This is a genomic window from Methanobrevibacter sp. (assembly GCF_017431965.1).
GTDB lineage: Archaea > Methanobacteriota > Methanobacteria > Methanobacteriales > Methanobacteriaceae > Methanocatella.
Map to the genome: position 1 here is coordinate 1 of NZ_JAFRKB010000070.1, position 14,108 is coordinate 14,108.

Genomic DNA, 14,108 nt, shown 5'->3' on the forward strand with positions numbered 1-14,108 from the left:
ATTTTTTAAAACTTTTGTTAAAGGTTCTACAAGTTCTTTTTCATAAACTCCCAATACTTCCATACTGGCCCCTGCAGGACTGGTGAGAGGACCTAAAATATTGAAAATTGTTCTTATAGAAAGTTCTTTTCTCACTCCGGCAACATATTTCATGGCCAAATGATAGTTTTGAGCAAACAAAAAACACAAGTTAATTTCTTTTAGACATTTTAAGCTTTTTTCCGGTTCAATGTAAATATTAACACCTAATTCCTCAAGTACATCAGCAGCCCCGCATTTGCTGGATGCTGATCTGTTTCCATGCTTGGCTACCGGAACTCCTGCTGCGGAAATGACAATTGAAGATGTTGTTGATATATTAAACGTGTTTGAACCATCACCTCCAGTTCCAACAATTTCCAAAACATCCTCATCATTCAATAATCTAACACAATGAGCTCTCATAGCTTCGGCAGATGCAGTGATTTCGTCAATTGTTTCACCTTTCATGGACATTGCGGTTAAGTATGCGCTCATCTGCACCTCACTTGCCTCACCACTCATAATTTCATCCATAGTCTGGTAAGCTTCATCATATGTTAGATCTTGTTTTTTATACACTTTTAAAATAGCTTCCTTAATCATAAAATCCCCTTATCTACTTTTTCTAAAAAATTGCTTATAATTGTTAAACCATCAGGAGTCAATATTGATTCCGGATGGAACTGAAGTCCATATACATTAAATTCCTTATGTTTAACTGCCATGATTTCGCCATCATCCTTGGCTTTAGAGATGACCTCCAAACAATCAGGAACTGTATCTTTGACTAAACTCAATGAATGATATCTTCCAACATTGATTTCACTTGGAAGACCTTTAAACAGATAATCATAATCCAGAGAAATATCCGATGATTTTCCGTGCATCAACCTTTTTGCATGTGAAATATTTCCTCCAAAAGCTTCACAGATTGCCTGATGGCCCAAACAAACACCTAAAATCGGAATTTTATCATGAAATTCCAGGACAATATCTTCACAAATTCCTGCATTTTCAGGTTTTCCCGGACCTGGAGACAATATTATTGCATCCGGATTTAAATCATAAATCTCATCAATTGTTATTTTATCATTTCTAAAAACAGCAATATCTCTTTCGACCTCACCAATCAGCTGAAATAGATTATATGAAAAACTGTCATAATTGTCAATTAAAAGAATCATTCTATTCCCCCATCTGCAATTTTTAGTGCATTAATTACTGCTGCTGCCTTATTTAAGCATTCATCAAACTCTTTATCAGGAACGCTATCTGCAACAATACCTGCACCGGAACGTATGAAAACTTTATTATTTCTTGCAAAAGCTATTCTAATTGAAATGCAGGTATCTATATTCCCGCTTAAGTCAACATAACCTATTGCCCCACCATAAATTCCACGTTTGTTGTCTTCAAGTTCATTAATGATTTCACAAGCCCTAATTTTTGGAGCTCCGGATAATGTTCCGGCGGGAAGAATAGAATCAATAGCTACAAGTGAGTCCAAATCACTTCTTAAAATTCCGCTAACAGTGGATCCGATATGCATCACATGAGAAAATCTCTCAACAGACAAATATTTATCAACATGAACAGAACCTATCTCAGAAATTCTGCCGATATCATTACGTCCCAAATCAACCAGCATGTTATGTTCGGCCAATTCCTTTTCATCGGCCAACAATTCTTCTTCCAACTCCAAATCTTCCTTTTCTGTTTTTCCGCGAGGTCTTGTTCCTGCAAGCGGAAATGTGTATAATTTTTTATCTGTCAGTTTAACCAAGGTTTCTGGAGAAGCTCCAGCAATTTCAATATCATTACTTGAGAAATAAAACATGTATGGAGAAGGATTGGTGGTTCTTAAAACCCTATACGTGTCAAATAAACTTCCGGAGATGTCAGCTTCAATTCTGTTAGACAGTACAACCTGGAAAATATCTCCTTCTTTAATGTAATGTTTCGCTTTTAAAACCATATCACAATATTTTTCACGTGAAAATACAGGTTTAAAATCTGATTTTAATTTTAATGGTTCTATATCAGCTTTTTTACCATTTTTTATCAAGTCCGCAATGTCTTTTAATTCTTTACAAGCTTTTTGATAATTTCCATCCAAATCATCGGTTTTTATATTAGCAATTAAAATTATTTTTTGCTTAAAGTTATCAAAAGCAACAACTTTATCAAACAACATCAAATCAATATCTTTAAACTGATCCTGATTTTCAGCATCCAATTTTAGAGAAGGTTCGGCATATTTTATATAATCATAAGCAAAATAACCAACAAAACCACCAGTAAATGGAGGCAAATAATCTAGTTTTGGAGATTTGTTCTTTTTAACCAGATCTTTGATGATTTCGCTGGGATTATCGGTTTCGATAACCACTTCATTATCATTGAACTCCTCAAAGTTTTCATCACCTCTAATGCGGACAACACCGTTTTGACAGGTAAATTCCAATAGCGGATTAAAACCTAAAAAGCTGTATCTTCCCCATTTTTCAGCATCTTCAATACTCTCCAGCATATAACAATGGTTACTGATTCCTTTTAAAACTCTTAAAACCTCTACAGGAGTAGCTATATCTGAAAATAATTCATAAGATACAGGTATTCGCTTATACTCCTTATTTTTTGAAATATCTTTTACTTCTTCTAAACTTGGGGAAAACATATAATCACTTAATTTAATATTAGGACAATGTACTATTTAAAGCCTTGTTGTAACTTTTTGTACATTACAAAATTTTTTAAAAAAAATATTGTTACATTTTGTCCTGTTCCTGACTAAACTGAATAACAATCTTTTTAACTTCTCGACTTTCCAGATAAGGAAGTTTTTCAGAAATTTCCTTTTCCAAATTCTTATTTAACTCCAATCGTTTTTTAGCATACTCTTCACCCTCAAATTGACTCCTATACTGTTTATTTAAATTGGAATATTTGGTAATTAAAGGTTGAAGGATAGAACCAATATCTTTGTCGAGCTGGTCATTAATGATTTTTCTTTTGCGGATATCACTAATATAACCGACAACAGTTACAAAGAACCCTAAAACAGTTACTGTCAATGCAGGAACGAAAATCTTTTCATTGCCAATATATACAATTGTAACAACAATTCCGATAAATATAAGAGCGATTCCAATTTTCTTTAAATCCATGTTAAAACTCCTTTAAGAATATCTATGATTTTTTATTATTTAATTTTATTCAATTCCCCGATAATTGAAATTAATAAAATAACCGCAGAAACTACAGCCAAAATACTCATTACTGCAATTACAAGATTATTTGAAAATAATAACTGGTTAAAATCAGCTATCCTAATTATCTCGGCGAATAGATTGTTTAAAAAATGAGCAATAATAGGAACAAAGATATTTTCAGTTTTAATATACAGAATTGCCATACAAACCGCAAAAACAAACGCAGAAATAATGCTTCCAAAACTGTGAAGTGATGCAAAAAGCAATGAAGATATCAATACTGCAAATACTGTTGGAACGAACGGCTTCAGCCTATTTAAAAATACTCCCCTAAAGATTAACTCTTCAGATATTGGAGAAATAACAATTGTTGATACAAGACCGCCTATAATCGGGACATATCCAGATATTGACATTGAAGGAATTGAAAAACTGATAAGAAAATCCAGAAATGGAAAATTATTAATCAGTGCATTGGAAAAATACAGCATTCCATAAGAGAAGAAAATATTTAAAAACACGATTAGTAAAACATATTTTAACTGAATCTTATCAAATATGCCAATTATATCATTTTTTATCCATTTAAGAGAATTTTTTAATTTAAAAATGAAATAACAAATGATTATCAAATAAATCCACTTGATACTGCCTATACCAGCATAGTTTGACAGAACAAATAAAACTAGATAGACAATAATAATAAAAATCGAAAGGTTTTTAATTTTAATCTCCTTTAAAGCGTCATTAAATAAAGACATGTTACCAAAACTAGAATCATTATGTAAAAGATAAATTACATAGAAAAACAACACACTTTTTAACAAAACAACAAATAAAATACCAATTCCGAAATCTCATTCAATCGTTTTCAGTTAACACAAAAACATCTTCAATAGAACCTTTGCCCAAAATCTTTGTAATCTTATAGGCCAATAATAAGGAAGGATTATAACGAGCGTTTTCTAATGCGTTTATTGTCTGACGAGTCACGCCAACAGCTTCGGCAAGCTCCTGTTGAGTCATGCCTTTTTCGTGGCGAAACTGCCGTATTTTTGTTTCCATATGCTCACCTATCATATAATCTTCAGATTATATAGGTTGTATTAATATTTTTAGATAAAGTAATATAAATGTTTTGTAAATTATAATTAAAATATAATAGACAGAATGATTAAAATATATAATATAGATTAATGAATTAAAATGAGATGATAAAAAATGGCTATACATCCTATTGAATTTAGGTACGGTACCCCAGAAATGAAAAGAATATGGGAAGAAGAAAACAAACTGCAAAGAATGTTAGATGTGGAATCTGCATTAGCACAGGCTGAAGGAAAACTAGGAATAATTCCTCAGGAAGTTGCTGATGAAATTGCCGCTAAAGCTACAACAGAATATGTAAAATTAGAAAGAGTTAAAGCTATTGAAGCTGAAACTAACCACGACATTGCTGCACTTTCCAAAGGAATCACAGAAGTATGTGAAAATGGCGCAGGAGAATATGTGCACTTCGGAGCAACATCTAACGATATTGTAGACAGTTCAAATTCATTGCTTATTCGTGACTCAATTGAAGTTTTAAAAGAAAAATTAGAAAGATTAACCAAAATAATGCTCAAATTAACTGAAGAAAATAAAATGAAAGTATGCATCGGACGTACACACGGACAACATGCGCTTCCGACAACCTACGGTATGAAATTCGGTATTTGGGCTGATGAACTTCACAGACAATACGAAAGATTGAAACATGCTGAAGGAAATGTCTGTATCGGTATGATGGACGGTGCTGTAGGAACCACCGCCGCATTAGGTGAGCAAGGTTGGGAAATCCATAAAACCGTTGCTGAAATATTAGGCCTTCCTGCCGCTACAATTACAAACCAAGTTGTTCAAAGAGACAACCATGTAGAGTTTATTAGCGTGCTCGCAAATATCGCAAGTACCCTTGATAAAATCGGATTGGAAATTAGAAGCCTTCAAAGAACTGAGCTAATGGAAGTCGGAGAATATTTCGATCCTGAAAAACAAGTCGGAAGCAGTACAATGCCACACAAAATGAATCCGATTACTGCTGAAAGGATTTGTGGTGTTGCAAGAATCATCAAATCATATGTTAATGCAGCATTAGACAACAACCCTCTCTGGCATGAAAGAGATTTGACCAACTCTTCATGTGAAAGAATCATGTTCCCTGAAAGCTGTATACTAACCGATTACATCTTAAACTTGACAATTAAATTAATGAATAACTTAATATTCTATGATGAAAACATTGAAAGAAACCTGAACTTGACTAACGGGTTGATTATGGCTGAAAGATTGATGGCAGAACTTACACGTGCAGGAATGGGAAAACAGACCGCATATGGAATTGTAAGAAAAAATGCAATTAAAGCCAATAAAGAAAAATTACTCTTAGGAGAACTGATTTTAGAAGATGAGGAAGTTCAAAAATATTTAACCGAAGATGATGTTGAAAAAATTATGGACCCTCACACCTATGTCGGATCAATCTCCATAATCATTGACGAATTGCTTGAAAAATCTAAAGACTGGTTCTAGGTGAAAAAATGAGCACAAGTATTAAAGAGTTAAAATCAGTGAATTTGGCTTCATTTACAATAATTATGACCGCTATTGCAGTACTGTTTTCAATAATCTCTTCAATAGCTATCGTAATAGGAATTGGAATTGCAAGTCCAGGTTCTATTGGAGTGTCACTGTACCTCATCCCAACAATAATTGTAGGTACTTTCATGTATACAATCTACAATGCATTCTGTGAAGGTTTCCTTTTTAACATTATATCTAAAAAGGTAAATACAATCAAATTGGCATTTGCAGATGAAAAAGAACTAATTAAAGTTTCAACTACACAAACAGCAATCATAATTGCAATGATAATAACAATACAGGTAATATTGATTTATTTGGCATCATCCTTCATTTTACCATTGCTGCTTAGTTCAATAATGCAAACTTTAATGTTTTCCGGCCAGGAAATGATAGCATACAGCATTTACCAAATATTAATGCTTATAAGTCAACCAATGATTATTGCAATGATAATATTCGGCACATTTATAATTTCATTCGTGTTTGTTTTGCTTGGAACTTACATTTACAATATCCTTGCAAATACTGGAAGAGGTGCGGTATTTAACTTAACAAAAGAAGATAATATGACTGCAATCGAATCTATAGACACCTTGAAATTAGGTATTGTTTTTGCAGTGGTTGGAGGTGTATTAAACTTAATCAGTGCATTAATAACATTAATCAGCGGTGGAGAAATCTTATCCTTCCTTATTAATGTTATTGTAGGATTTATCAGTTTATTTATATATGGTATCCTTATAGCAATATTCTATAATTTCCTTGCACCGAAACTTGGAAAAATAAAATTGGAATTAATTGATCAATAGACCAATTAATTTTTACTCTTTCTTTTTATTTCAGGCACATATCTTTTAAGCATTAAAGATAATGTGATGACAGTAACCGAACTCATTGCCATAGCCAAACCCGCTAAAGCCGGTTCAAATGTTATACCAAATGCAGGGTATAAAACACCTGCTGCAATAGGAATCAGAATTGAATTGTATGCAAATGCCCAGAATATATTTTCTTTAATTCTTCTCATTACTTTTTTAGAAAATTGGACTGCTGCAACCACATTTTCCAAATCCCCTTCCATTACAACAATATCTCCGCTTTCCATAGCAATATCTGTTCCATTACCCATGGCAACACCAATATCTGCCTGTGTTAATGCAGGAGCATCATTAATTCCATCTCCCACAAACAATACTTTTTTGGTATGATTTGCCTGTGTTTCTTTTACAATGCTCAATTTATTTTCAGGCAGAACTCCAGCACGTACATTATCAATTCCAACTTCACGGGCAACATTGAGTGCTGTTGATTCATTGTCACCTGTGAGCATATAAGTCTCAACACCCATCTTATGCAATTCGTCGATTGTTCTTTTGGAATTAGCTTTGATTTTATCAGACAAACTCAAAATACCTTTTACGGATTTATCCTGTGCAATGAAAATTATGGTTTTGCTTAAGCTTTCAAGTTCATGGTATTTGTCGATTGATTCATCTGAAACATCAATATCATTAGACTGCATTAACGCCAAATTGCCTGCAAAAACATCACTTCCATTTATTTGGGCTTTCAAACCCTTACCTGTGACATTTTCAAAAGTGCTTGTTGAATCGAATTCCACACCCATCTCTTTAGCTTTATTAACAATTGCTTTTGCAATAGGATGATTGGAATTCTGTTCCACACTGGCTGCAAGCTGGATTAATTGACTGTCAGATATTCCATAAGCAATTATATCGTCAACTTCAGGTTTTCCTTCTGTTATTGTTCCGGTTTTATCAAAAGCAGCCACATCAATTTGTCCGGCATTTTCTAAAGTATCACCATTTTTAATTAGAATACCGAACTCAGCCGCCCTTCCAACACCAACAGTAACTGCGGTCGGAGTGGCCAGTCCCAATGCGCATGGACAGGCAACTACCAAAATTGAAATTAGACATGTTAATGAGAACAACAAAGAAGCTCCCAATACAAAATACCATATTAGGAATACAACGAGAGCTATTGTTAAAATTACAGGAATAAAATAACTTACAATTGTGTTTGCAAATTTCTGAACAGGAGGTCTTGAGGATTGTGCCTTTTCAACTAAACGGATAATATTTGACAATACAGTTTCTTTTCCGATTTTTTGTGCTTTAATATATAACACACCGTCCTGGTTAATTGTTCCTGCAAATACTTCTTCACCATCTTTTTTAACTTTAGGTATTGGCTCACCATTAATCATTGACTCATCGACATATGATTCCCCGCCAACAACATCACCATCGACAGGAATCTTGTCTCCAGGTTTTACTAACAACAAGTCATCTATTACAATATCTGCAATTGAAACTTCTTTTTGAGATGCAATTTCACCATTTTCATCGAGTTCTATAGCTGTTGCAACAGTAGGTTGAAGACCAATTAACTCCCTTATTGAATCTGAAGTTCTTTTTTTAGCTCTTGCTTCGAGATACCTTCCAATCATTAAAAATGAAGGAAGCATTACAGCGGAATCGTAAAACATGAAAGAATGGTCTAAAACAATGTGAAAAGTACCTAAAATACTTGAAACGTATGCCACCATAATACCCATGGAATACATCACATCCATATTCAGATTTTTGTGCATTAATCCATTTCCACCAGCTTTTAAGATTGGTAAGGAAACATATAAAAATGGAGCAATACTTACAAGCAAGGATAATAATCCCATTGAAGATATATTCAGTCCGGTTGACTGTTTAATGGAATCTGTTAGACCCATTAACGGATCCCATCCACTAAACATTAAAATCATTAAGATAGCTGAAAATATTAAACCTACAATGATTCTGTTACGCTTTTCGGCCAAATCTTTCTGATAAATAGCTTCTTCATCAATTTCGCTTTGCCCTTCAACTCCTAAAAGTTCAAAGCCCAGTGATTCGATTACTTTTTCAATTTCATCCAAATCCACTTTAGATGAATCATACCTTATTTTTGCAGACTGAGAGGTCAAATCTGCTTTAACATCAAAAATACCATCCAATCTTATTAAAAAATTCTCAACATTCATTGTACATGAAGCACAATGCATACCCTGAATTCTTAAAGTCATCTCATCTGAATGGAGTTCAAAACCTAAGTTTTTAACTAATTTATCCATTTCATCATAAGAAACTTTTTTGGGATTAACGGTAATGTGAAGCTTATTTGAAGCCAAATCGGCATCAACATCTTCCACACCGTCAACCTTTTCGAAAGTTTTATTTACACTTAAAACACAGGATGCACAATGCATACCTTCAATCGGAACGTCCATGTGTTTTGACTTTGCCATGACAATCCCCCATTAATTATAACAATAGTTTTATATTTATCTATAATAAAAGTTTAGGTAAAACAAAAAGTCATTTATATATTACATCAATTTCACTATGAGGAATGGTTCTTCTAAATTTCACTTTCGGATAGCCGATTACAAAAGAAGAATACATGTGTTTGTCTGAATCGATTTCTGGGAAAAATTCCATTAGCCGATCGTGGTCAATTTCATCAGCTTTTAAAATGAACAGAGAATAAAATCCTCCAAGACCTAAAGAATAAGCAAGCAATTCCAATCTGGTATTAGCTATAACAGCACTTGTTTTATCAGTTGAAAAAGTTAAAATAAGCTGTTTTCCCTCCCACAACAGAGGATGGAATTCTTTTGAAGAGGAATCCTTTAAATAATCTCCAAATTCTTCGATTCTGAAAAATTTTTCCTCTTCGATTTTAATAATATCATATACAAGATTCATGAATTCATCTAATTTTTCATCCAAAACGACAAATTCAACATCCTGTTCGTTTTGTGCTGATGGTGAGTAATAAGCAGCTTCAAATAATTTATCAAATGTTAATTTATCTATTTTTTTATTTTTAAACCAGCGGACAGACCTTCTTTGTTTTAAAAACTGAAGCAAATCATCGTAGCCAACTGGGATTTTTCGGGGATTATACTCAACTATCCTATCTTCATTTCCCTGAAATGCTTTTAGAGTTATCGCTCCCACCTTACATACAGCCATACAATGACCACATTCAAAACAGTTGCTGCCTGTTTCAACAGCGAAGTCATTGACTACAATATTGTCTCGAATACATACTTTTGAACATTGACCGCAGGCATTACAAAGATCTTCATCAATGATTAACTTCATTTTACTATAACACCATCTTGAATAACATTTAAAATATTCTCATTATCGCTTAAAACAGAAATATCCTCTAAAGGATTTGAATTTACCAAAATTAAATCAGCAGCATAGCTTTCTTTAACCAAACCCAGGTTGTCCTGGCCTAAAAATTCTGCTGCTTTGACTGTTCCACTGGCTATTGCCTCTTGAGGAGACATTCCAATATCAACCAAGTGGACCAATTCTTCTAAATTATGACCATGAGGAATTACGCCACTGTCTGTACCCATTAAAATGTTTACGCCTTCCTCATAGGCAACGGCAATATTTTCTTTGTGAACTTTAACGATTTCCTTTAATTTTTCTGTTTTCTCATCGGCGTAACTGTCCCATGCAGGAAAACCGTTTTCATATAAAAATTGATGGACCAAAAGTGTTGGAACCAGATTAACATCCTTTTCAACCATCTTTTTAGCTGTTTTCCTATCAATAAAAGTACCATGCTCAATTGATGTAAATCCTGATTTAATACAATTGTTCATTCCTTTGAGACTATGGCAATGGGCTGAAACACCCATATTGTTTGCAGAAGCTTCTTTAACAATAGCCTTAAGTTCCTTTTTATTAAATTGTGGAAATTCCGGCGAAGTATTTGTAGTTAAAACTCCTCCACTGCACATTACTTTAATAAAATCAGCGCCTGCCCTTTTAACTTCACGAGTCTTTTTTATGACCTCTTCAACACCATCACATCTTCCCTTTGGAAAACCAGGATACATTATCTCCATATCAAAGCCGGAGGGTAAAAACAAATCGAAATGACCACCAGTCATGACCAGAGGAGTAATTGACAGATGGATTTTTGGAGCAGGGAATAATCTTCTCTTTTGAGCTAATTTAAAACTTAAATCAGCAGACCCGCAATCCCTAATTGAAGTAACACCTGCATTTAATGTTTGTATAGAATGGGGAACTGCATTATAGAAATGAATTCCCAAAGGATTTGCCATGTTTTCCTGTTTGTGAAAACCCTTTGCAAAAATATGCGTATGGCAATCTATAAATCCCGGAAGCAAATAATTATCTTGCCCATCAACTAAATTGGCATCTTTAACATTAATTTTTGAAGAGGAAATTTCCTTAATTATATTATTTTCAATTAAAACATTTTGTGAAGTTTTAACTTCTTCAAATGGATTAATGATGTTTACGTTTTCAATTAGAGTTTGCATATTATCACTACAATATTTCTATTGTTCCGTTATCCCCGTCAACTTCCACTAAAGTTCCATCGGTTAAATCTTTAATGTTAGCCGGTGAATCCACCATAGGAATATCAGACATTATTGCACCAGTAGCAATTATTGGCTCAGCATTAAGACAGATAATTGCTTTTGGAGCAGTGTTGTTCTTCATCATCTGAAAAATTACATAAGAACCAACAGTAGACCCTTTACCACCAGGAATAAACAGAACCTTATCTTTAATTATTTTTCCTTTTAGTTCATGATTCGGATCAATTATTTCACCATTTTCCGGATTTACACCGCCTAAAAAACTAATAGGTTCTGATGAAACAATCAGTTCTCCTTTACCTTTTCCTTTTGCAATACTTCTACACTCAATCATAAAATCACTTTAAAATAACCTATCTTCTACACTTTCACCAGCATTTAAAGCATTTGTAGACTGGATAGTGTCCACCAATGCCCAAATCCATATAACAAATACTAATAAGAACCCAATAACAAAAAATACTAAAAATGCAGATACAATGTATCCAATTAAAAATATTATACCTTTATGATTCAAATTTAAATAGAATTGACCTAATCCCGGGAAAATAACACTTAAAATAATCGCTAAAACAATATTTTTCTCTTCATATGCGTTTACAACGTTCCTATTGGCATTATTGTTAACAACCCTATTTTTTAAATCATATCCGCAATTTGGACAGAATTTAAAGTCTCCATTTAATTCAAATCCGCAATTAGAACAGTACTTCTTTTTCTCGGTTTTAACATCATGCACATCTTCTGTTGTTTGGCTAGATTCCACATTAACTATTTGAGTTTCACCAGCAAGATATGCTCCACAATTTCTACAGAATTTTGTATCTGGAACCTCCATTCCACAATCTGGACATATTACCATAATTTCACCTAAATAACATCCTTTTTCATGATTTCTCTTAAAACGGCAGTTGCATATGAGCCTTTATTGATTGAAAACTCACATAAAACACCCTCCTCTTGAGGGGTTGCTTTTGCATCCCATACCTGAAAACGCATCGCACGTCTAAGGCCATGACTTCCCAAACGTGGCATTTTAGGGACTTTAAAATCCTCTTTGGTAAGATTATAATTCTTTAAGATATTTTCTTCCATAATGCCGACTTCGCCTCCTGCAAATGGAACCTTTGTACCATACAAGGGACAAGTCGGATCTGCCTTAAAGTCTGTAATCAATTCCTGATATTGTTTGGGAGTCTTATCTCTGACTATATTTTCCTCATTATCAATGATAATGTCTCCTTCAACATATTTATCGATTCCCATAGCTACACGATTGCTTACAGCTTCATTAAACAAATAAGATTGATAAGCATGAACAAACATCCTCTGCAGCGGTTTTGGAAGTGCATGCAGAGCATTCATATAAGACTGATCAGTCAGCTCACCTTTTTTGGAGTCTCGGATTAACTCCTTAATCATCATTTTTTCATAACGCATTCCTTTACCCATTAGAGTGAGAGCTTCTTCAAGATTTCCGTCATCATATGCCTGTCTCGCCTTCTGATTGTCTTCACCTTCATCTTCTGTTGGATTTCCAATATATCTCCCAACAGCTTTTTCCAAATCATTTTCAACCAGTGCTTCGCCAACCAAATGAGTAATAGTTCTTGGCTTTCCGAATCTCTGCCATCCGAAATAATTAGGAACGCCCTTTATTTCAAGTTCTCCCAAAACATCGTTTGCAATTTCTGCGCTTTTTTCAATATCATCCAAGTCCTTAATGAGAATTTTGAATTTATTTCCTTTAAGCTGACCCATTCTGAGTTTTTTACGGCCACGAACAACCTTTAAAAAATCGGTTTTATAAATATCCAAGTTTTCAACTTGCTTGAATTGCTCTTCAGAATCCATATTTGCTATGCAAATCCATTGGCGGGTAATGGCCTTTTTATCTTTCATTCCTGCAAAGCCCATTCTTTTTCTTGAAATGTGCAAATCACGGGCAATATCCAAAACCACATCCAAGGTGGTCCTTCCAAGTTTCTCAATCCAGACATAAACATTCGGACCTTCGCCTTCAGGAGTTATTTCAGGAATTTCTTCTACATAAAAATCTTCATATTGGTTTCTAATAGTCCCACCAATACCTTTTTGGGATGTAACATAAGTGTTAGCATTTAACATAATAATCACGGAAATAATAATGCCCCGACCGGGATTTGAACCCGGGGAATGGGATCCGCAGTCCCATGTGTTATCCAAACTACACCATCGGGGCTAAACAAAATAAGATAACAAACAAATATATTATTTTTATAGTATTTAAATTATTACCATACCGACAAGGTATATGAATACTCACCATAGGTTCTAGTAGCTTGCGATACATTAGCAGCATTTGAATAATCACCTTTGAACGCCAATACTTTACCATTTAAAACATTATTTTCACTGAACTGGTAATTTTCGATACCAAGGCTTTTAAACTTATTTTTACAAATCTCAGAAACTTCTTTAACGGATTTTTTTGAATTTTTATTATCTTTTAAAGTATCAGAAATGCTTCCAATAAAACTTACATCAGTGAAATTAACCTTACCCGATAAAATTTCCATAGTATCCTGAGCTGTTTTGAAATCCCTACTATCATAAGAGTAATCAGGACTTGATATACTAATAACAGTGTTTACAACAAAAATTGCCATTAAAAGAATCGCAATAGCTAAAATTGACTCTATTAAAAAAAAATTTCCTTTATCATCTAACATGTTGCAAAATTGGAGTTCAAAATAAATAAAAAATTTGGAAGTGTGCAGAAGTGCTTTTGCACGCAATCGCACTTAGACAATTAATATATTCAAAATATT

The 14,108-nt window shown here is 33.7% G+C and carries 15 protein-coding genes and 1 tRNA gene; 2 read left to right on the forward strand and 14 right to left on the reverse strand.

The window, feature by feature from the left end; all coding sequences use genetic code 11:
- The 6 genes from trpD to IJI93_RS10145 all read right to left on the reverse strand — a co-directional run.
- A partial coding sequence (trpD, locus tag IJI93_RS10120) for an anthranilate phosphoribosyltransferase (RefSeq protein WP_292822693.1) occupies nt 1-624 on the reverse strand: 624 nt, incomplete at its 3' end.
- Nucleotides 621-1,205 (reverse strand): aminodeoxychorismate/anthranilate synthase component II, encoded by a 585-nt coding sequence (locus IJI93_RS10125; RefSeq protein ID WP_292814391.1) that lies wholly within the window; start codon nt 1,203-1,205, stop codon nt 621-623. The genes trpD and IJI93_RS10125, both read right to left, overlap by 4 nt.
- Complete coding sequence (trpE, locus tag IJI93_RS10130) at nt 1,202-2,698, reverse strand: anthranilate synthase component I (RefSeq protein ID WP_292814387.1); 1,497 nt, start codon at nt 2,696-2,698, stop codon at nt 1,202-1,204. Before trpE ends, IJI93_RS10125 begins: the two co-directional genes overlap by 4 nt.
- Nucleotides 2,699-2,789: 91 nt before the next feature.
- Nucleotides 2,790-3,188 (reverse strand): hypothetical protein, encoded by a 399-nt coding sequence (locus IJI93_RS10135; RefSeq protein WP_292814384.1) that lies wholly within the window; start codon nt 3,186-3,188, stop codon nt 2,790-2,792.
- 35 nt (nt 3,189-3,223) lie between these two features.
- Nucleotides 3,224-3,649, reverse strand: coding sequence for a CPBP family intramembrane glutamic endopeptidase (locus IJI93_RS10140; RefSeq protein ID WP_292814381.1), 426 nt, complete (start codon nt 3,647-3,649; stop codon nt 3,224-3,226).
- Between the two features lie 445 nt (nt 3,650-4,094).
- Nucleotides 4,095-4,298: a helix-turn-helix transcriptional regulator gene (locus IJI93_RS10145; protein WP_292814377.1), complete on the reverse strand. Its 204-nt coding sequence runs from the start codon at nt 4,296-4,298 to the stop codon at nt 4,095-4,097.
- 156 nt (nt 4,299-4,454) lie between these two features.
- Here IJI93_RS10145 and purB point away from each other — a divergent pair, with 156 nt between their 5' ends.
- Both purB and IJI93_RS10155 read left to right on the forward strand, forming a co-directional pair.
- Nucleotides 4,455-5,804, forward strand: coding sequence for an adenylosuccinate lyase (purB, locus tag IJI93_RS10150; protein ID WP_292814374.1), 1,350 nt, complete (start codon nt 4,455-4,457; stop codon nt 5,802-5,804).
- Between the two features lie 8 nt (nt 5,805-5,812).
- Complete coding sequence (locus IJI93_RS10155) at nt 5,813-6,667, forward strand: hypothetical protein (RefSeq protein ID WP_292814371.1); 855 nt, start codon at nt 5,813-5,815, stop codon at nt 6,665-6,667.
- Between the two features lie 5 nt (nt 6,668-6,672).
- Here the strand turns inward: IJI93_RS10155 and IJI93_RS10160 are convergent, their stop codons facing one another.
- From IJI93_RS10160 to IJI93_RS10195, 8 genes are all read right to left on the reverse strand, one after another.
- Complete coding sequence (locus IJI93_RS10160) at nt 6,673-9,165, reverse strand: heavy metal translocating P-type ATPase (RefSeq protein ID WP_292814368.1); 2,493 nt, start codon at nt 9,163-9,165, stop codon at nt 6,673-6,675.
- Nucleotides 9,166-9,235: 70 nt separating this feature from the next.
- Complete coding sequence (locus IJI93_RS10165; RefSeq protein WP_292814363.1) at nt 9,236-10,027, reverse strand: nitroreductase family protein; 792 nt, start codon at nt 10,025-10,027, stop codon at nt 9,236-9,238.
- Nucleotides 10,024-11,235 (reverse strand): amidohydrolase family protein, encoded by a 1,212-nt coding sequence (locus IJI93_RS10170; protein WP_292814360.1) that lies wholly within the window; start codon nt 11,233-11,235, stop codon nt 10,024-10,026. The genes IJI93_RS10165 and IJI93_RS10170 overlap by 4 nt, the downstream gene beginning before the upstream one ends.
- Before the next feature lie 7 nt (nt 11,236-11,242).
- The gene (locus IJI93_RS10175; protein WP_292814358.1) at nt 11,243-11,632 is read right to left on the reverse strand and encodes a DUF126 domain-containing protein; all 390 of its coding nucleotides are present in this window, start codon (nt 11,630-11,632) and stop codon (nt 11,243-11,245) included.
- A gap of 9 nt (nt 11,633-11,641) precedes the next feature.
- The gene (locus IJI93_RS10180) at nt 11,642-12,160 is read right to left on the reverse strand and encodes a zinc ribbon domain-containing protein (RefSeq protein ID WP_292814356.1); all 519 of its coding nucleotides are present in this window, start codon (nt 12,158-12,160) and stop codon (nt 11,642-11,644) included.
- Between the two features lie 8 nt (nt 12,161-12,168).
- On the reverse strand, nt 12,169-13,425 hold the full coding sequence (gene truD / locus IJI93_RS10185) for a tRNA pseudouridine(13) synthase TruD (protein WP_292814354.1): 1,257 nt from the start codon (nt 13,423-13,425) through the stop codon (nt 12,169-12,171).
- A 20-nt stretch (nt 13,426-13,445) separates the two neighbouring features.
- A tRNA-Arg gene (locus IJI93_RS10190) sits at nt 13,446-13,519 on the reverse strand.
- Between the two features lie 52 nt (nt 13,520-13,571).
- A complete protein-coding gene (locus IJI93_RS10195) occupies nt 13,572-13,946 on the reverse strand; it encodes a hypothetical protein (protein ID WP_292822695.1) in 375 nt (124 codons plus the stop codon).
- Nucleotides 13,947-14,108: the final 162 nt, after the last annotated feature.

Excerpts from the sequence above, each read along its gene's own strand:
- IJI93_RS10125 (WP_292814391.1), bottom strand. The coding sequence starts at position 1,205 with ATGATTCTTTTAATTGACAATTATGACAGTTTTTCATATAATCTATTT.
- trpE (WP_292814387.1), bottom strand. The coding sequence starts at position 2,698 with ATGTTTTCCCCAAGTTTAGAAGAAGTAAAAGATATTTCAAAAAATAAG.
- IJI93_RS10135 (WP_292814384.1), bottom strand. The coding sequence starts at position 3,188 with ATGGATTTAAAGAAAATTGGAATCGCTCTTATATTTATCGGAATTGTT.
- IJI93_RS10140 (WP_292814381.1), bottom strand. The coding sequence starts at position 3,649 with ATGTCAATATCTGGATATGTCCCGATTATAGGCGGTCTTGTATCAACA.
- IJI93_RS10145 (WP_292814377.1), bottom strand. The coding sequence starts at position 4,298 with ATGGAAACAAAAATACGGCAGTTTCGCCACGAAAAAGGCATGACTCAA.
- purB (WP_292814374.1), top strand. The coding sequence starts at position 4,455 with ATGGCTATACATCCTATTGAATTTAGGTACGGTACCCCAGAAATGAAA.
- IJI93_RS10155 (WP_292814371.1), top strand. The coding sequence starts at position 5,813 with ATGAGCACAAGTATTAAAGAGTTAAAATCAGTGAATTTGGCTTCATTT.
- IJI93_RS10160 (WP_292814368.1), bottom strand. The coding sequence starts at position 9,165 with ATGGCAAAGTCAAAACACATGGACGTTCCGATTGAAGGTATGCATTGT.
- IJI93_RS10165 (WP_292814363.1), bottom strand. The coding sequence starts at position 10,027 with ATGAAGTTAATCATTGATGAAGATCTTTGTAATGCCTGCGGTCAATGT.
- IJI93_RS10170 (WP_292814360.1), bottom strand. The coding sequence starts at position 11,235 with ATGCAAACTCTAATTGAAAACGTAAACATCATTAATCCATTTGAAGAA.
- IJI93_RS10175 (WP_292814358.1), bottom strand. The coding sequence starts at position 11,632 with ATGATTGAGTGTAGAAGTATTGCAAAAGGAAAAGGTAAAGGAGAACTG.
- IJI93_RS10180 (WP_292814356.1), bottom strand. The coding sequence starts at position 12,160 with ATGGTAATATGTCCAGATTGTGGAATGGAGGTTCCAGATACAAAATTC.
- truD (WP_292814354.1), bottom strand. The coding sequence starts at position 13,425 with ATGTTAAATGCTAACACTTATGTTACATCCCAAAAAGGTATTGGTGGG.
- IJI93_RS10195 (WP_292822695.1), bottom strand. The coding sequence starts at position 13,946 with ATGGCAATTTTTGTTGTAAACACTGTTATTAGTATATCAAGTCCTGAT.